18 protein-coding genes and 1 pseudogene are annotated in these 18002 nt (G+C 65.4%); 5 read left to right on the top strand and 14 right to left on the bottom strand.

The window, feature by feature from the left end:
- Positions 1-419 (bottom strand): NUDIX hydrolase (locus tag AB0C33_RS21840; protein ID WP_358290742.1); only part of this gene is annotated, 419 nt, incomplete at its 3' end.
- A 248-nt stretch (positions 420-667) separates the two neighbouring features.
- Complete coding sequence (locus AB0C33_RS21835) at positions 668-2425, bottom strand: AIPR family protein (RefSeq protein ID WP_358290739.1); 1758 nt, start codon at positions 2423-2425, stop codon at positions 668-670.
- Between the two features lie 967 nt (positions 2426-3392).
- Between AB0C33_RS21835 and AB0C33_RS21830 the strand changes: the two genes are divergently transcribed.
- Positions 3393-3938 (top strand): hypothetical protein, encoded by a 546-nt coding sequence (locus tag AB0C33_RS21830; RefSeq protein ID WP_358290736.1) that lies wholly within the window; start codon positions 3393-3395, stop codon positions 3936-3938.
- Between the two features lie 421 nt (positions 3939-4359).
- On the opposite strand, the gene AB0C33_RS21825 is transcribed toward AB0C33_RS21830, so the two are convergent.
- From AB0C33_RS21825 to AB0C33_RS21815, 3 genes are all read right to left on the bottom strand, one after another.
- Positions 4360-4830, bottom strand: a complete 471-nt coding sequence (locus tag AB0C33_RS21825; RefSeq protein WP_358290733.1) for a tyrosine-type recombinase/integrase — start codon at positions 4828-4830, stop codon at positions 4360-4362.
- A gap of 301 nt (positions 4831-5131) precedes the next feature.
- The gene (locus AB0C33_RS21820; protein ID WP_358290730.1) at positions 5132-6106 is read right to left on the bottom strand and encodes a DUF4360 domain-containing protein; all 975 of its coding nucleotides are present in this window, start codon (positions 6104-6106) and stop codon (positions 5132-5134) included.
- Between the two features lie 1157 nt (positions 6107-7263).
- On the bottom strand, positions 7264-7581 hold the full coding sequence (locus AB0C33_RS21815; RefSeq protein ID WP_358290726.1) for a hypothetical protein: 318 nt from the start codon (positions 7579-7581) through the stop codon (positions 7264-7266).
- 271 nt (positions 7582-7852) lie between these two features.
- Here AB0C33_RS21815 and AB0C33_RS21810 point away from each other — a divergent pair, with 271 nt between their 5' ends.
- On the top strand, positions 7853-8365 hold the full coding sequence (locus AB0C33_RS21810) for a hypothetical protein (protein WP_358290723.1): 513 nt from the start codon (positions 7853-7855) through the stop codon (positions 8363-8365).
- Positions 8366-8452: 87 nt separating this feature from the next.
- Here the strand turns inward: AB0C33_RS21810 and AB0C33_RS21805 are convergent, their stop codons facing one another.
- The 5 genes and pseudogenes from AB0C33_RS21805 to AB0C33_RS21785 form a co-directional block, all read right to left on the bottom strand.
- Entirely contained in the window at positions 8453-9013 is a 561-nt protein-coding gene (locus tag AB0C33_RS21805; protein WP_358290720.1) for a DoxX family protein, read from the bottom strand.
- A gap of 284 nt (positions 9014-9297) precedes the next feature.
- Positions 9298-9666, bottom strand: a complete 369-nt coding sequence (locus AB0C33_RS21800; RefSeq protein ID WP_358290718.1) for a VOC family protein — start codon at positions 9664-9666, stop codon at positions 9298-9300.
- A 2-nt stretch (positions 9667-9668) separates the two neighbouring features.
- Positions 9669-10046 (bottom strand): VOC family protein, encoded by a 378-nt coding sequence (locus tag AB0C33_RS21795; protein WP_358290716.1) that lies wholly within the window; start codon positions 10044-10046, stop codon positions 9669-9671.
- Positions 10047-10200: 154 nt separating this feature from the next.
- A pseudogene (locus AB0C33_RS21790) lies at positions 10201-11422 on the bottom strand (IS110 family transposase).
- Between the two features lie 239 nt (positions 11423-11661).
- Positions 11662-12807 carry a S1 family peptidase gene (locus AB0C33_RS21785; protein ID WP_358290713.1) on the bottom strand — a complete coding sequence of 382 codons (1146 nt, stop codon included), beginning with the start codon at positions 12805-12807 and terminating at the stop codon, positions 11662-11664.
- 164 nt (positions 12808-12971) lie between these two features.
- Between AB0C33_RS21785 and AB0C33_RS21780 the strand changes: the two genes are divergently transcribed.
- On the top strand, positions 12972-13511 hold the full coding sequence (locus AB0C33_RS21780; protein ID WP_358290712.1) for a hypothetical protein: 540 nt from the start codon (positions 12972-12974) through the stop codon (positions 13509-13511).
- Here AB0C33_RS21780 and AB0C33_RS21775 read toward each other — a convergent pair.
- Positions 13468-14625, bottom strand: a complete 1158-nt coding sequence (locus AB0C33_RS21775) for an MFS transporter (RefSeq protein WP_358290709.1) — start codon at positions 14623-14625, stop codon at positions 13468-13470. The two genes, AB0C33_RS21780 and AB0C33_RS21775, sit on opposite strands and share 44 nt — an antisense overlap.
- A gap of 161 nt (positions 14626-14786) precedes the next feature.
- Positions 14787-15125, bottom strand: a complete 339-nt coding sequence (locus tag AB0C33_RS21770) for a helix-turn-helix domain-containing protein (RefSeq protein ID WP_352357614.1) — start codon at positions 15123-15125, stop codon at positions 14787-14789.
- 79 nt (positions 15126-15204) lie between these two features.
- Between AB0C33_RS21770 and AB0C33_RS21765 the strand changes: the two genes are divergently transcribed.
- A complete protein-coding gene (locus tag AB0C33_RS21765; RefSeq protein ID WP_358290706.1) occupies positions 15205-15783 on the top strand; it encodes an NAD(P)H-dependent oxidoreductase in 579 nt (192 codons plus the stop codon).
- Positions 15784-15798: 15 nt separating this feature from the next.
- Positions 15799-17079 carry a TIGR04013 family B12-binding domain/radical SAM domain-containing protein gene (locus tag AB0C33_RS21760; protein WP_358290704.1) on the top strand — a complete coding sequence of 427 codons (1281 nt, stop codon included), beginning with the start codon at positions 15799-15801 and terminating at the stop codon, positions 17077-17079.
- 124 nt (positions 17080-17203) lie between these two features.
- Here the strand turns inward: AB0C33_RS21760 and AB0C33_RS21755 are convergent, their stop codons facing one another.
- The gene (locus tag AB0C33_RS21755) at positions 17204-17434 is read right to left on the bottom strand and encodes a hypothetical protein (protein ID WP_352318077.1); all 231 of its coding nucleotides are present in this window, start codon (positions 17432-17434) and stop codon (positions 17204-17206) included.
- Between the two features lie 44 nt (positions 17435-17478).
- Positions 17479-17988, bottom strand: a complete 510-nt coding sequence (locus AB0C33_RS21750; RefSeq protein ID WP_358290701.1) for a VOC family protein — start codon at positions 17986-17988, stop codon at positions 17479-17481.
- Between the last annotated feature and the right edge of the window lie 14 nt (positions 17989-18002).

Here is an 18002-nt window from a genome sequence, read left to right as displayed (position 1 = left end):
TCAGGCTTACCGACCAGCTCGGCGCCATGCACCAGGAACAGGATGTGCTCGGAGTCCACCATGCCGGCCATCGGCTGATAGCTCACCAGGTGCTCGACCCGCTTCGGCCGATACCCAGTCTCCTCCTCCACCTCCCGCACGGCGGTCGCCATCGGATCCTCGCCGGCCTCGACCAGCCCGCCCGGAAGCTCCCACCCCCACCGGTCGAACACGAACCGATGCCGCCACATCAGCAACACCCGATCCTGCTCATCCACGACGACAGCGATGGCAGCCCGATCGAGATGCACTACATGATGCTCGAACCGCTCCCCGCCCGGGATCTCCACATCGGCCATCCCCAACCGGATCCACCGGTTGTCGTAGATCAACCGCTCGCCATGAACCACCCAGCGCGTCAGCTCAGCGTCATCAGCCACACCGCGAAGCTACCTGCCCACACCGCCGCCGTACACGTACTTCCAGATGACAGCTGAGATCGTTGCCGAATAGTCCCTATGAGGATCAAGGCGGCGGCACGGCCCTGCGCTCGGCCGCACGCTGCGCGTGCGGCCTGGGGGCCGTTCTCGCGCACGGCCGTACTCGGGCCGCTGCCAGAGATTGACCCCTCCGAAGGCTTCACTTCCATCGCCGTTGTCCGTCGATTGGGTCACCTACGAGGGATCGATTAAGACTCCTGGACGCTCGTCCGATGTCTCGCGGCCCGAATTAGGAGGAATTCACTAAAACGCTGAGCCTTCGTAGCTCTTTCCAAGATGACCCCATTGGCTTTCAAGTATCCAGCCGACCAGCCTTTCAATGCTTCGAATAGCGTGGATACTTCCTTGTCTGACATGGAAGCGTCTTCTAGAGCAAGTCTACGAAGTTGCTGAGGGCTTCTCAGCGGCCCCCCATAAAGGTGTTCGGCTACAAGCATGGACAGATGGAACCGCAGGTTGCTCTTCTGAGAGACCGTTGCGTCGGCGGCTTCCGACACGATAAAAGCGTCAATCTGACGCTGAGTCTTTGCTGCCCAGAAGTAGATTTCTAGATCTATTGACGAGTTGAACACCGATCTATAGTCATCATCGTTCTTAAGTAGCGATGACGGCTTCCCGCGCGACTTATCCGGCCGGGACAGTCCCATGGCTGTTATTGCTGCACCCACAAGAGAGATGCTAACGATCTTAGAAGTATCCCTGCCATCGTTCTTGTAGAAATTCTTTCTGCGGTCGTAGTACCATCCTTTGGTGAGGAAGTAATTCTCAATGTTGCGTTGCACTTCGTCCGTTGCCCTTAGTGACGCGTCAGTGACTGTCGTTTGCCTATTCGTGGCCCTGATGACCTGATCACGTGTAAGCGCATCGGTGGTCACGATAATGCGTACTAGGAGCATCCGGTCTACGATATGGTCCGGCGGATTTACTTTCAGCGTGTCATAGATTTCATGGCTGGTTTGAAGTCCATTGACAATCTGAATGTTCGATAGTGAATATGTTTTGCCCGCGATCGTCGCATCACTGCAGATGATAGTGACGCCGTTGTTTAGCCACCAGAATTGAGGGCTCTCTGGATTTGCCAAAGATTTTCGGATCTCCTGATTGACCGAGACATTTCCTTGGTAGTCTCGAACATTCATCTCAAAGAGATGCCGTCGAAGGCGGCCATTCTCGTCTACGATAAGGTCGTAGTAGTCCATTAGGCCCACAAGTGCTATGTGGGATTGTCCGCTGGTAACGCTTTCCTGGTAGCGCATGGGAAGCGTATATGACGGCCTTTCGTTGTACTTAGCCAGGAGCTCCACATCTCCGAGCAGCTCTACAGCGATATGGCGCGCGTCAGGCACCGCCGTCAGGACGACATGCTTCAGTGCAATCAGCTTGGCTTCGACCTGTGGATTTACACCCTTGCGCTCGCCGGGTGTTGCATATACAACGTTGACACTAATCCGAGGTCGACGCGTAAGAACCTTTTCCCAAGTGGAACGAAAGATGCCAATACGGGCGAGAACGTCGCTGTTGTAAAGTGGCGATAGCTCGCCTAATGGTTGCGAAAGGTCGAGCAGGCGGCGCAGAGAATTCTCCAGCTTATCGATTGCCTCCTCAGAAAAGGCGGCCGTCCTCTTAGCTTGAATCACCCAAAGCTCCAGTGACCTGTCTTGGCCAAAGTCGCTCGGCTTACTACTTTCGGATACTACTTCAGAGTCCTCATCCAGCAAGGCGTCATCAAAGAAGACATATATCGAGTCTATGGCGCCATCTTGCCCGCCCCCCACTATGCCAAGCTTAACTTCTTCAAGAGAAAGCCCATAGGAGCGAAGAACAAGCTCTGAAGCAAATACTTCAAACGCCGTTCCGCCCGTCGCGCCAGGGAGATTATCTGCGTGCCAGGTGTCGAAGATACGCATCAATAGCGTCTGTGCGTTACTGGGCGACTTGGCCATCATAGAAACCTCGCTTCATCGGCTAAGGACATCATCTCACAGAGACTGTCTCTACAACTAGATATCTCAGATTAGGATGTACCAGCCTTCGCTTCCCTGGTGGCGCGCAGGTTCGAAGACCAGACTCCTCAAGAACCTGGTCGCTGGAACGGCAAGCTACGACGCGAACATAATGATTTCTCACAGACCGCTCACGGTCGCTCAGCGCACCTAACTCCAGACGTAGCATCGGACGACTGTTACTGCAGTCTCCGGCGGGGGCCTCTGACTTCGGGATGATCATGACAAGCATCTCGCGGGCAATGGCTAGGGTGGCCGGCTCTTCCCGGCACCGCCGCCCCCGGACAAGCCGAGCGGATCAGGGGCCGGAGGCGACGGGAAGATCCGGAAAGAGGGGTGCGTGCGTCCGCACGGGGAGAAACCCCGCAAGGCGCGCCATACGGCGAAGGCCCTTACGATCGCCTGTCGGAGGCCAGCCACCATAGCTGGCTGGGGGCGATCGAAGGTCCAGGGCTTCGTTCCTCAGCCCCGGCCCACCGAACGATGTGGTGGGCGTGCCGGATGGGGCGGGGAGGCGGGGGAGCGGTGGGGGGCACGGAGAATGCCACCCGCATGCTGAGCTGCGTCTTCCCTGTGTAGCAAGATCGGCACGCGTCTCTGCAAGCAGGATGTCAGGTGTCGAATCTCCTAGGATCCACGTAGGTTCGCAGGAACACCCACGCGGTACACGGTTCGGTGGGTGCCCATCTGCTTCCCGCCCTTGATCAAAGGGCCTCGCTTCGCTTGGACTGTTGCTCCTTGGGGAGAGGCGCAGGGGCTTATGAATACTCATGTTGCCAACTGGTAGATTGTATGGGATTACCCCGTCTGTCAGAGACTGCCCCGAATCTTGAGGTTCCCTTGTTATAGGGAATTCACGTGATCTCATGGGCTCATGCTGCCTATAGTTACGGCCATCGTTAGCGCTCTCGTGGCGATCGTAGTTGTCGTACTGAATGATCGTTTTGAGAGATCTCGCAGAAATATAGAATGGGCCCGTCAATCCAATCAGCTAGAAGCGGATCGGCTCAGCGGTATTTACGGGGATGGTATTACAGCCCTTCGAAACTATATGCATGCAATGAGCGACTTTGCAGACTTCCGCTACCGCAGCGCAAATGGCTCTACTGCTGCTGTTGTGTTCGATGAAAACGAACTAGTTCGCCGAGTTCTTGAAACCGATAGGGCTATGATTCACCAAGAGTCGGCTATTAGGCTGGCATCTCCCGATGCCACCGCTAAGTATGAGAGCGTGGCTAAGAAGTTGCGAGAAATTAGGCGCCTAATTGACTATGACGACGCAGGGAATGGAAATGACAGATCGAGCTTCTGGCCGGAAAGTTCGCGCTGGGAGGCAAAGTATGAAGAATATGAGGATCTACTAATGGAATTTACCCGGTGTGCCAAGGAAGGGCTGGATGCGGTTCGGTCAAATAGTCTACCTTATTCCGGTTGGCGGAAATTCCTCGGCCGCTGATTGCCGTCCTATCCAGTCATTTGACTGGATAGGACGCATCGTCAGGAATTCCAGCAGGAGGTACAGCGAAGCTGCGCCTCTAGCAGCTTCAGACGGCTGCCTTCGGAGCAGCGTGCGCCGCGCAGCTCTCCGCCGTCACCGTCGCCCCATGCTGGCTCCGCTGTGTGAGATGACGTTAGCGGCTGCGTCAGCTGGTGATCTGGCTCAGGGACCAGGGGCGAGAACTAGTCGACGAAGCGGTCGGACAGTACGTGATCTTCTGCGCGTGAGCGCGCGCAAGGTTCTTTTGCGCAACTGAGCACTTTCATCCAGAATGGCGGCCCTCTTCGGTGAGCTGCAGGACGTGATCGCCCGCACGAGTGTGGTAGGGGGAGCAGTGCCGCGCGGGTTGCAGTTTGGGTTGCAGTTCCGCGCCGTCCACCTAGGCCCAGGACGTCCGTCCAGCCGCGTTGGTCCACGTTGAACGGTCTGGGACAGTTTGGCTCCGAGCTGCTAATGCGGTTTGGTGGCAACACCATCCGGGGTTCAAATCCCCGATCCTCCGCCAGGCGGAAGGCCCTCTCCCTTGATCGGGGAGAGGGCCTTTTTGATCTCCGAAGGTGTCGTAGTCACAACGACTCGGGATTTCCCCAGAGAGCGGAGGCGAGCTCGCCCGCGTCGCGCACCAGGGGTGTGGATACGTGGGCGTAGCGCTCGGTGTGGTCACTCGGGTGTGGCCGAGCACTTGCTGAACGATCCGGATGTTCACACCGTGCTCGATGAGGAGCGTCGCGGCGGTGTGGCGAGCGTCATGGACCCGGACGTCTTGGACGCCAGCCTGCTGAAGGATGGGCTTCCAGATCTTCCAGTCCTCGGTGTGCTCGATGGGAGAGCCGTGCTTGGTCGCGAACACCAGGCCCTGGTCTTCCCGTCGATCTCCCGCCCTCTCCCGCTCGGCATCCTGCACCACCGGATGTGCCTTGAGCTGGGCGAGGAGTTCGAGCGGGCACGGGGGGTGAGCTTGCTCTTGCCCTTCCTCTGGTGGAAGACCAGGCCGCCGACGGTGCGCTTGGGGCACTTGTCCGCATGGCCGGCGCAGTCAATGAGGCGGGGCCCGCTTGTAGCAGGCATGGCCTGATTCGGTGCAGCCCGGCTTGCAGGTCGGCTGATGTCCGTGGATCGTGCATCTCTTGTGGCGGGAGCGTCGACCTGACTCAGCAGGAGGTGGTCGTCTCGGCTACGCAGGAATCGGTGCCCGGCCCGCCGTTGGCGGTGTCGGTGCCCGGCCCACCCAGGATCCGGTCGTTGCCGGCTTCGCCGTCGAGGGCGTCGTTGCCGTCGTCGCCACTGATGTCGTCGTCGCCGTTGCCGCCGAAGACGGTGTCGTTGCCGGAACCGGCGGAGATCCGGTCGTTGCCCGCGAAGGAGAGGATGACGTCGTCGCCGCCCAACGCGGCGATGCGGTCGGCGAACGGTGACCCGCAGATGACATCGGCGCTCGCGGTGCCGACGATGGTCTGCCCCGAGGTGGCGGTGCGCCGGTCGATGGTGCAGCTCGGTCCGTTTTGGAGCGTCCCGTCGACACTGCTGGTGTTGAAGTAGCCGCTGCCGGTCCCTGCGGGGTTGTTGGTGAGGATCAGGCCCGTTGCCACGTTCAGCGCGCGGGTTGCGCCCTGCGCCGACGCCACGTCGTCGTGAAGCAAGATCCGGTCGGAGAAGAGGTACGAGTCGTCGTGCGGTCCCAAGATCTGCGAGCGAACCGACTGAGCCGGGACGGGAGCACCGCTGAAGTTGTAGCTTGCGCTCTGCGTCGCGCTCATCCCTGCTTGGTCCATGAGCGCGTAGCCCTGGTAGGAGAACTTGGCGGTGGAAAGCGAGGTCCCCGACGGCGTATGCACGTTCAGCGAGAGCGTGCATTCCTTGTCCGAAGCATCACTACCAGGTTCGATGAGCGTCTCGTATGAGCTGAATGTAACCGTGAACGACTTCCCGTCAGGGCTGATCGCCGCCTCCCAGGTCCCAGGCGGGCACCCGTTTCCGTTCGCACTGACGCTTGAGATGTATGCCTCGGCCGGGTTGGGGGCAGAGGATGCCGCGACCGCGGGCGTCATGACCGCTGCGGTGAGGACGGTGGCGGCGAGTGTATGTGCGGCCAGCTTGGGGAGGGTGTTGCGCATGATGAATGGCATGGGTCATTCCTTTCCGTGGTGAGCATTCCCGGCGAGAACGTTAGGTATTTTCCTGGGGCTCGTTGACCCGCGTCGGATCGAGCTCGTGAATGGCGCCGCGGTGGCGCGGATACCGAAGCTGTTTTTTGTATCCGCCCACGCCGCTGCGATAGTGCGACAAGGGAGATACCCCAGCGTCAAGCATGAAAGACGTATGCAGCTTTTATAAGCGGGCAAACAATCAGCAATGAGCGAAAGAGGGCGCGTCCTTGATGTCCGAATATCGCCATTAAAATGGATATTATTCTGACGTGTAGCCCCCAAAAATTCCGATTCGCGCAGATATGCCATGATTTAGAGAATCTGGCCCATCGTGCGACGGTGGGCCGGGGGCAACAACCACAGCAGCAACCGCGCCATATTCGGGCGACCCCGGGCGGTCGTCAATGGCCCATGCGAGCAGTGCGAACAACCTGTAGCGATCTCGCTGCCGAGATTTCATGGCTCGGAGGGGAGACGGTATCCCACTGCTCGGCTTCGTCTCCCGTCGACGCACAAGCTCGTGCTCGTTGGAAGCCGCTTTGGCTTGCCGAGAGTCGTCGTCGCAGCCGGAAATGTTTGAGAAGCCGTCTCCATGAGTCGAGCAGCGAGCACGCGTGTCGACTCGGTAGGTCGGCGAGGAGCGATGGCTACATTGATGTCCGCCACTCCACGCTCGGTGATCAGGCGGCAGTGGGGCTGGTCTAGTTGCAGTTCTAGTTGTAATCCCGTCTCGTATGTAGCCCGTCCAGGAAGACCAGCGCGGCCAGGTGGTCCAGGTGGAACCAATAGGGACACGCAAGACTCGAGCTGCTGATGCGGTTTGGTGGCAACACCGTCCGGGGTTCAAATCCCCGATCCTCCGCAGGTGAAAGGCCCTTCCCCGATCTTCGGGGAGGGCCTTTTTCGGTCTCTGCGGGCTTGTGGGTTGCACTTGGCCTGTCAGCCCCGGAGGGTCGAGCCCGTGCGGTCGCCGGCGTCCTTCCACAACCTTCGGTTCCAGGACCGCCGACTCGGCAGCGCCGCCATTGCCGACAAGATGCACGGCCACAGCTTGCCTGCCTGCTTGCCGGAACAGCGTCGTTGGCCTGGCAGGTCTGGCTTGCCGTGACGATGTTGTGCCACTTCTTTGCACGCTCTCAGGCGGTTGGGCGCCGCCGCTGCTGCCACCATGGCCGGTCGGGCGATGCGAGCGGATCCGGCGACGTTCGGGCGAGAAAGCTTCTGTCGATGGGGAGTACGAGGCTGTAGAGATGTGGTCGCGTCCAACGGGGCAGCGCCATGAGCACCTGTTCCAGTTCCTCGCGCGGATCGTCCTCGCGACAGCCCAGGCATGTGCAGGTGGGTAGGAGCTGGGTGGAGGTGCCGGGGATCACTTGCCGTGTCCAGGCCAGCAGCACCGCGGCCACATGACCTGGGCTCAGCCGGGTGTGCTCCAGTGCGATCACCGCGGCCATGGGGCGCGGTCCGAGGCCGGGAACCTGATGAATCGAAGGTCTGTGGGTTACGCACATGAATCCTCGGGTGCGAACCGCTGACGGGCGCCTACGCGGCATGGCCCTTTCTGCACGAAGTCATGAGCGTGATGATCGCATGCCTTCGGCGTTGCCTCCAGGTCGCGATTGCCCGAGCGAACCACGTCTCCGGCGGTGGCACATCAGCGCCGGGACTGCTGCTGGCGGTTCGGGCGTCTTTCGTACATACGTAGCGATCGAACGAGAGGGACGCATGGGGGGCTTCTACGACTATTACCGGGCGGCGAACAGGCAGGTCGCTGCGGAGAAGCCTGATAACCCACGTGCAGTTGAGAAACCCATGCCGGGCGTCGCCACGTTCGACGCCGTGGACGCCAAGTGGATCGACCCCGACGTGATTCTTGGCCGGCTCATAGCCCTTGCCAGAGACGTTCCGTACAGCTTGGACCTGGTGCGGACGACCACCGTCTATCCGCCGCCCGAGGGCGCTCCGGCGACGATGGAGGAGTGGGAGGCCCTGCCCGACGACTCGCCTTACAAGGACGGGCCAGGGATCGAAGAGCTCCCTGCGGACGTCCGCGACACGTTGGCCGGCGTCCCGGACGGCAGGTTGGACGAACTCGTCGAGCAATGGGAGCAGATCGAGGAGTTCGCCTTCGTGCCACCGGGCGATGGATACCTGCTGGAGATCCTTACCGGGCTGCGAGGTCTGGCGCAGCGGGCGCAGGTGGAAGAGCAGATGATCTATTGCTGGATCGGCATCTAGTCTCCGCCGGTGCCGGGGTTCGAGCCCATGGCATCGTGTTCTCAGCGGCTGCCGTGCGGGCACGGTCCGGGAGTGCCGGGGCGGTGATCAGAACTGGACGTTGGTCATCGTGTACCAGGTCGGGGCGAATGTCAGCAGGGCCAGGGCGACCAGGACGGCGAGCGCGCCGAGTACGCGCGGGGTGGTGAGGGGCGCGGGGGAGATGGGGCGCTGCTTCCAGCGTCCGGCCGTGAGGAAGGCCGCGACGCCGCCCAGGATGATGTTGGCGGGGACCAGTTCGTACTCGCCGCGCAGGATGTGGAAACCGGCCGCGAGGATCATCGTCAGCGTCAGGCCGGCGGCGGCGAGTGGCGTCAGCATCGGCTTGACCTTCGTCATCGCCGGCAGGACCAGGCCGATGCCGCCGAGCACCTCGACGATCCCGATGAAGACGATCAGGGACTGCGGCACCGCCGCGTACCAGGCCACCGCCCGGGGTGCTGTCGCGAACAGGGCGTCGTCGTACAGCAGCACCTTGCCGAAGCCGCTGCCGGCGAAGAAGAAGCCCCACAACGCCTGGAGCGACCAGAGTGCGCCGTTGAGGGTGAACCTTGTTCTGCGCGTCCTGGGCTGCTGCTCGATGTCCGTGATGCTGACGTGGTGGCTCATGTCCTGTCACTGCCTTTTCTGATCGGATTCGCGGGGAACTCGCCGACGCTTTTGTGCCTTCGTCAGTACGTGGTGAGCGGTGCGTGCTGACGGGGCTTATCCGAGCATGGAAGCGAGGTCGTGCGCATCGTCCGTGGGACAGGGTGGGACATGGGGGAGGCGTTTTACCTGCGGAAACGTGACTTATGCCGTGACCGCGGGATGGGACGGTCCCAGGTGGGGCGGGCGCCGCAGGGTGGGGAAGGTGTTCCTGCGGCGCCGAACCGCGGCCCGGCTTCCGGGCGTCAGTCCTGGAGGACTGAGAGGACGTTTCCCGCCGGGTCGGTGAACCAGGCGATCAGGGGGCCGCCGCCGCGGAAGATGCCCTTCTCGTCGGTCTTCAGCTGGTCGTAGCGCTGGAAGTGCACGCCGCGGGCCGCCAGGGCGTCGACGGCCTGCTCGATGTCCTCGACCGGGAAGTTGAGGATGGTGAAGGTTGCGGGGACGTGGTCGGGTTTGGGGTAGACCAAAATGTCGGTACCGCCGGCGATGTGCAGGGTCAGCAGGCCGTTCGACTCCGACACCTCCAGCCCCAGGGTGTCGCCGTAGAACGCCTTCGCGGCGGCCAGATCGTTGACGGAGAATCCGCTGAACGCCTTCGTCTTGCCGAACATCGTCACATCGCCTTCCGGTGGTCCTCGCTGAGCTGGATGATCTGGACGTAGTTGCCGTCGGGGTCGATCGCCGTGGCGAACAGGCTGCCCTCGCGGTCTTCCAGCTCGGCCAGCCAGGACACGCCCGCCTCCTCCATCCGGGCGACGATCGCGCGCGCGTCGGGGACGTCGAAGTTGAGTATCACCCGTCCGGGCTCGGGATTCTTGTCCGCCACGTCGGCCCGGGTGTCGATGATCAGATGGAAGTCGCCGAACGTGAGCACGCCGTAATGGGTGACGTCGGTGTCGGACTCGGGGTCGAGCACGGCGGCGTACCAGGCGCGTAGTCGGGCCGGATCGGTGCTGGCCAGGAGCAGGCTGTTCAGGTTGGGGCGCGTCATCGTTGCCTCCCGATGGTCGGTGCGGCGAAGGGGATCCGCTTTCGGGAGGGCAGACTCGATCGGGCCGGAGAACTCATCGGTGGCGCGCGAACGGATTTCCTGAGGGTGGCGGGCGTCCTGGAGGAGGGGGTCAGACATCCCTGGACGTTGAGTGTCAAGCGGTGAGGTCGTAGTCGTGGTGTGACCAGGCGGTTGCTTGGTCGTAGTGGCTGTGGGTTTTGAGGCAGCCGTGGAAGATGCCGACCAAGCGGTTGCCGACTTGGCGCAGGGCGGCGTTATGGCTGATGTCGCGGGCTTTGAGCTGGTCGTAGTAGGCGCGGACTGCGCGGTCGTGGAGGATGGCGCAGGACGCCTGGAGATGGAGGGCGTCGACGAGCCGGTCGTTGTGAACGAACCGGGCCTGCACGACCCGTGTCTTGCCGGACTGGCGAGTGATCGGGCTGGTGCCGGCGTAGTTCTTGCGGGCTTTGGCGGAGGCGTACCGGTTCTTGGCGTCTCCGAATTCGGCGAGCACCCGGGCGCCGAGGACGACGCCGATGCCGGGCTGACTGAAGATGACCTCAGCGTCCGGGTGCCGGCCAAAATGGGCCTCGACCTCGCCCTCCAGGGTCTTGATCTCGGTGTTGAGGACGGCGATGATCGCGGCTAGTGATTTCACGGTCGAGGCGTAGGCGGTCGTGACGAGTGGCGCCTGGCCCAGGTGTTGCGCGCGCAGCACGTCCTGGATCGCGACGGCTTTGCCAGGGATATCGCGGCGGCCCTTCAGACAGGCACTGATCTGGCTGATCGTCAGCTTGGCCGCGGCTTCGGGGGCGGGGGCCTTGGCCAGCAGCCTCAGCACGGCCTGGCTGGTGAGGCCGAGGGGCTTGTATGCCTCCAGAGCGGCCGGGAAGTAGTCCCGCAGCGCGACCCGTAGCCGGAGCATGTGTCTCGTGCGCTCCCACAGCAGCGTCTGATGCGCCCGCGATGACGACCTTGACCGCCTCGGCGATCTCGGAGTCCCCGGCCACCTCGCGGAGCTGGTGACGGCGGGTGCGGATCATATCGGCGAGCGCATGGGCGTCACCCTTGTCGCTCTTGGCGCCAGAGGAACTGAGGATCTCCCGGTGCCGAGCCGCTTGCTTGGGGTCGACCCCGAACACCTGGTACCCGGCCGCGACCAGCGCCCGCACCCAGGGCCCTCGGTCGGTCTCGATACACACCAGCACCTCGCAGGGATCGGCATCCTCGGCGACGAACCGGCCCACCAGGTCGTGGAAGCGGGCGACCCCGGCCATCCCCTCGGGCAGCCGAACGCGCTTCAACACCTTCCCAGCCTCGTCCTGGACCTCGACGTCGTGGTGATCTTCAGCCCAGTCATCCCCAACGAACAGCACAACGACCTCCACGATCGACAACAGGACACGGAAGCCCGCAGGAGCCGGTCGGCGACCTAATGGACCAGTGCTCACCCGACCATCGGAGGGCACGACATCCCATCAGCGATCAAAGACCCCTGACCACCAGTGAGGGCACGATCTGACCCTAGGATTCAAGATCCAGGCGGCGAGAGTGCTCACTCACCAGCGGCTACCAGGCACCGAGTCTGCCCGATCAGCAGCCACGGTAGCTCCCATTAGGCGGTGCGGAGGGTCAGGCCGTACGCGCTCAGGATCTCGTTGACGGGCTGGAAGTACGTCGTGCCGCCCGTGCTGCAGTTGCCGGAGCCGCCCACGGTCACGCCCTGGGCCTGGCCGCCCGAGATGAACGGTCCGCCGGAGTCGCCGGGTTCGGCGCACACGTTGGTGCGGGTCAGGCCGTACACGGTGCCCTGGGCGTAGGTGACGGTGGCGTTGTGCTGCTGGACGGTGCCGCAGTGCCAGCCGGTGGTCGGGCCCCCGCGGCAGACGGACGCCCCCACCGTCGCCTGGACGGAGCCGCGTACGGTCACCAGCGTCCCGCCGGGACCGCGGACGTACGGCTGCGCGGTGTACCCGGGGGTGGCGACCCATGCGTAGTCGTTGCCCGGGAAGGACGAGCCCTGGAAGGTGCCGGCCGGTGACTTGACCAGGTCGCCGGTGTGCCCGCAGTGTCCCGCGGTGACGAAGCCCGGAATGCTGCCCTTGGTGACCGAGAAGCCGATCGTGCAGCGCATCGAGCCGACGTAGAAGGGGTCGCCGCCGATGATGTCGGCGTACGTGCGGGGCAGCTCGGCGGACGGCGCCACCACGACGGCCGCACTGCGCGCCGCCGCCGCCAGGGCCGCGGCGACAGGGGCCGCCGTGGCCGAGGACCCGGCCGGTGAGGACCCGGACGCTGAGGATCCGGACGGTGAGGACCCGGACGGGGAGGGGACCTGGAGGACGACCCGGTTCGCGCGGACGTCGGCGTACCAGAGGGCGGGCCCCGTCCGGATGCGGCGGGCGGCCTGGTCCAGGCGGCGGACGACGGCGTCCAGCTCCGACAGCGAGTGCCGCACGACGACGGGACGCGCCCCCCGGGCCGAGATCGCGGCGGTCCGATCGGGGTCGGTGGTGGCGACGACGAGGGCGGAGGAGTCCTCGGTCAGCCACGATCCGCCGTAGGAGTCGCCCAGCGAGGTGGCCAGTTCGGCCTCCAGGGCGGCGGCATGCCGCTCGTTCGCCAGCCGGGTGACCACCGCGGGCACCGAGAGGCCGAGGTCGCGCGAGAGCGCCTCGATCACGGGGTCGGACGCCGCGTGGGCGGGGGTGGCCAGGCAGGCGGCCACCAGGGTGATGCCTGCCACTGCACAGCGAAACATGCCGCCGCTCCTCGATGGGGGGTTCTGTCACGGTAACGGCTGACGGACAAATGAGGAGATACCAAATATTTCCTATTAAGGCGATATGCCCGTCCTTCCGGCCATCGGCCACAAATGGAGATTTTTCGTCCTAAAGTTGTAACTGGTGGTATGTCGGTATCGTATTGGGCCTGGAGGTGTTCCCTATGGGTAATGGTGTTCGTCATTTCGCCGGGGCCGCGGTGGGGGTCGCCGCGATCCCGTTGATCGCGGCCGGTCTCCTGTACGGACCCCGCGCGACCACGTCCGTCCCCGACTGGACGGCGACGGCGGCGCTGGCGGGGACCGCGGTCCTCATCGGAATCCTGGCCGGTTCCCGGATTTCTCCGGTCGCCTCGCTGCTGCCCGGCCTGGCTTTCACGGCCCTGGCCGGGGCGACGGTCGTGCGGGCCGCCACGGGAGGCGACCGGAGAATGGGATTCGACCTGGTGCCCGCCGATTATCTGGACGCGTACGCGGCATTGCTGAATACCTGGTCGTTGGTGGTCGGCGGCATTCTGCTGACCGCTTCGCTGTTCCCGTCCCGCTGGCGGGCGCGCCGGGGCGGGGCGCCGGCTCCGGAGAAGGAGGGGGAGGAGCCGCCGCCGCTGCCCAAGCGCGTCCCGTTCGCGTCGAAGAGGATCACATCGGCGCGACCCGCTCCCGGGCCAGCCACAGGGCGATGACCACGTACGGCAGGACCAGGAGGGCGAACGTCGTGCCGTGGGACAGGAACGGCGATCCCGCGCCGTAGGCCGTGTAGACGGCCAGGGTGACCATGTTCGTGCCGAGCCCGGCCACCGACGTCACGGTGGCCCGCTGATCGCCCGAGACGCGTTCCTGCAGCCGCGTGTCGGCCACCACGCCGGCCATCTGGAACGCCCCGAAGGCGCCGGCGACCAGCACGAACCCGGCCGGATGCGGAACCAGCGCGCCCGCCGCCATGGCCAGCGCGGCCAGCCCCAGGACCAGCGCGAACGACCGCTCGCTCAGGCGGCGGGCGGGCCCCGCCAGCAGGCCGCCCGCCGCCGCCCCGACCCAGACGGCCAGGACGAGCAGCGGAACGGCCGTCCTGGGCGCGCCGGTCGAGGCGGCCAGGAAGGGCACGTACTCCTCCAGAGCGCCCCAGATCGCCGTCACGACGGAGATCAGGACGATCGCTTCGAGCACGTTCCGATCGGTACGGGCCTCGGCCACACCGGCCCGCAGAACCGCGAGATACCGCCCGTCCGAATCAGTGGACGCCGCTCGGGCAGGACGCCGCTCGGGCAGGGTCAGCGCGGTGGCGGCGCACAACAGGCAGGCCGCCACGCTGGCCGCCCCCACCGCCGGATATCCACCGGCCGCGAAGACCGGCGTGGCGAGGGCGATCGCCGACGCGGCGGCGGCGATGCCGATCGAGTGGGCCCGGCCCATGATGGCGGCGTACCGGCCCTGGAGGCCCCGGCGTTCGAGCTCCTCGTACGCGAGCGCCTCGAAGGCGCCCGAGACGAGCGCGCCCTCGGCCCCCCACAACACGAAGCCCAGCGCGAAGGCCCAGTAGGACGGGAACAGCACCCACAGCCCGAAGCCGACGCCGGCCAGCAGCGGGCCCAGGAACAACAACAGCCTGCGGGACACCGCGTCGGCCCAGGCGCCGGAGGGGATCTCCAGCACCATGCCGGTCACGGACCAGATGACGAACAGCGAGGACGTCTCGGTCACCGAGAGCCCGGAATCGGTGAACAACAGCGTGTACACCGGGTAGAGCAGGACGAACTCGCCGAGGAACGTGTAGACGTAAAGCTTGGGGACGAACATGCGGCCCTCTCGGAAGGGGCGGACAGGGACTCCGTCTGGTGCTCGGCACCTCGGAGGCCCGCGCGCGCTCCTGCCGCGTCGGCCGCTGGTGGTTCATCAATGTCGCCAGTGCATGCCCGGAGTCTAACCCCGGCCCGCCTCCCCGCGCTCGCCCGTACGCGCTAGGCGGATCTGGCCGGCTCCTCGGGCCGCGGGATCCACTTGTGCGCCCAGGTGACCAGCTCGTCGAGCACCGGGCGCAGCTCCTGACCCATCTCCGTCAGGTGGTATTCGACCCGCACCGGCGACGTGGCCAGCACCCGCCGCTCGACGAGCCCGGCCGTCTCCAGCTCGCGCAGCCGGCGGGCCAGCATCGTGTCGTTGATGCCCGGGATGGCCGCCTTGAGATCGGCGTAACGATGGGCGCCCTTGAAGATCATGTGGATCAGGGCTCCCGACCACCGGGCGCCGATCAGTTCGAGGGCGACGTGGAACCGGACGCAGACGGAATGGGGGCTCACGGGGCAGATCCTAACATTTGCTAAGAAATGTTTAGTTACTAAATAATGTTGAGGTATCAACTACCTGAGGAGGAACCCCATGGACAAGCCAGTCCTGCAGATCATCGTCGCCAGCACCCGTCCCGGCCGCGCCGGGCGCGAGGTCGCCGAGTGGTTCAGGAGCCGGGCCGTCGCCGCCGGGCAGTTCGACGTCGAGCTGGTCGACCTCGCCGAGGTGGGCCTGCCGTTCCTCGACGAGCCGAACCACCCCAAGCTCAAGCAGTACGTGAACGCCCACACCAAGGAGTGGAGCGCCACCGTCGAGCGGGGCGACGCCTTCGTGTTCGTGACCCCCGAGTACAACCACAGCTTCACGGCCGTGCTGAAGAACGCCCTGGACTACCTGCACCACGAGTGGCAGCACAAGGCGGCGGGGTTCGTCAGCTACGGCGGGATCTCCGGCGGCACCCGGGCGGTGAACGGCCTGCGCCAGGTCGTCAGCACGCTGAAGATGATCCCCGTGGTCGAGGCCGTCAACATCCCCTTCTACCAGCAGTTCATCGCCGAGGACGGCACTGTGGCGCCCAACGACGTCATGATCGCCGCCGCCGACGCCATGCTCGCCGAGCTGGCCAAGCTCACCGGCGCGCTGCGTCCCATGCGGCTGGCCTCCGCCTGAGCTACGCTGCCGGTCGTGGCGCTGGCAGTGGATGTGGTGGTCCGTTACCGCAAGGCCGTGACGTACGGCGTGCATGCGGTGCTCGCCGCACTGGAGACCTCGGGCGTGGAGCACCGGCAGCTGCTGGGCGTCACTCCGGAGGAGACGGCGGCCCACATCGCGGCGAGCCGGGCCGACCGGGTGCTCGTGCTCTGGTCGTTCTACTCGCCGGACGCCGAGGCCATGGCCGCCGAGCTGGCCGCCGTCAGGTCGCTCAGCGACGGCCGGGGAGCGCACATCGCCGGCGGCGTGCACGCCACCGCCGAGCCGCAGCAGGTCCTCGACGCCGGCTGGGACCTGGCCGCGATCGGCGAGGGCGAGTCCACGATCATCGCCCTGGTCGAGGCGCTGCGGCGGGACGAGCCGCTGACGACCGTGCCGGGCCTCGCGGTCAAGGACGCCGACGGCGTCGCGCTCAGGACGCGTCCCGCCCCGCAGCTCCCGCTCGACGCGTTCCCGTCGTTCCTGGGGCGTAAGGGGCCGATCGAGATCACCCGGGGCTGCCGGTACACCTGCCGGTTCTGCCAGACGCCGTTCATGTTCGGCGGCCAGTTCCGCCACCGGTCGGTGGCCAGTGTGCGCGAGCACGTCAAGGGCATGGTCGAGCAGGGGCTGCGGGACGTGCGGTTCATCACGCCGACCTCGCTCTCCTACGGCTCGCCGGGCCCCGACCCCGATCTCGGCGCGGTGGAGGAGCTGCTGGCGGGGGTCAAGGAGGAGCTGCCGCCGCACGGCCGGGTGTTCTTCGGCAGCTTTCCCTCGGAGGTGCGGCCCGAGCACGTCACGCCGGAGGCCATGCGGCTGCTCAAGCGGTACGTCGCCAACGACAACCTGATCATCGGCGCCCAGTCGGGGTCCGACCGGGTGCTGGCCGCCTCTGGCCGGGGGCACGGCGCCTCGCCCGTGCGCGACGCCGTCCGGATCGCCGTCGAGCACGGCTTCAGGCCGAATGTCGACTTCATCTTCGGCATGCCGGGGGAGTCGGAGGAGGACCAGCGCCAGTCGCTCGTGCTGGCCGGCGACCTGGCCGAGCTGGGCGCCCGCATCCACACGCACACGTTCATGCCGCTGCCCGGCACGCCCTGGCGGGACGCCGAGCCCGCGTTCATCCCGCTCGCGACCATGCGGGAGCTCGACCGGCTGGCCCAGCGCGGCGACGCGTACGGCCACTGGCGCCGGCAGGCCGAGCACTCGGCCCGGCTGGCCGAGACGGCCAAGGCCTACCCCCGCCGCACCCGCCGCCGCCGAACGGACTGAAGGGCCGCGAAACGCCACGCCGACGCCGACGCCGACGGAGACGGAGACGGAGACGGAGGCGGCAAGCCGAGCACGCGCGGGACAACCCGACTGCGTCCACCCGGCACACGCGGCGGCGGGCCGGTCAGTCGTCGTCGGTGAGTCGTTCGAGTGCGCGGTTGATGGAGTCGCCGAGCGGCCGCAGAACCTCGGAGAGCGCCTCGGCCAGCGGCCTCAGGATCTCCGTCGCCTCGTCCAGCAGGTCGGGCGACTTGTGCTCGGGAGGCGCCCAGCGCATGGCGTCCGCGCTCAGCGTCTCCCATTCGTCCACGACGCCGTCGATGGCGTCGAGGACGTGATCCGGATCGTTTGGCATGACCCTCTCCGGAACAAATCGGTCGGATACCTGCCACGGTACCTTCAGGCCGGGATCGACACCCCTACCCCGCCCCGGGTCTGCGCGCCGTACCGCTCCTTGTCGGCGGCCAGGTCGAGCGGGCGGATGGCGGACCGGGCGGCCAGGGTCTCCTCCGTGATCAGCGCGGCGGGCACGAGCCAGGAGACCTCGAACTCCAGGCCGTCGGGGTCCTTGGCGTAGAGCGCCTTGGTCGTCCCGTGGTCGGAGGCGCCGACGAGGGAGCCGAGCTCGCTCAGGGTGACCGCGATGCGCTCCAGCTCGTCGAGCGTGTCCACCTCCCATGCCAGGTGGTAGAGCCCGACGGCGGTGCGTCCGGCGGGCGAGGAGCCGGCGCCCGCGCCGATCTCGAACAGCCCGAGGTCGTGGTCGTTGCTGGAGCCGGGGGCCTGGAGGAACGCGGCGCCGCGCATGCCCATGACCACCTCGAATCCGAGCGCCTCCCGGTAGAAGGCCACGCTGCGCTCCACGTCACGGACGTAGAGGACCGCGTGATTGAGCCTGTGGACCGGCATGGTCGTCCCCTTTC

This window comes from Nonomuraea sp. NPDC048881, from assembly GCF_040649795.1.
In the GTDB taxonomy this organism is placed as follows: domain Bacteria; phylum Actinomycetota; class Actinomycetes; order Streptosporangiales; family Streptosporangiaceae; genus Nonomuraea.
Note: the sequence above shows the minus strand (reverse complement) of the source record. Positions and strands in the feature narration are given on the sequence as shown.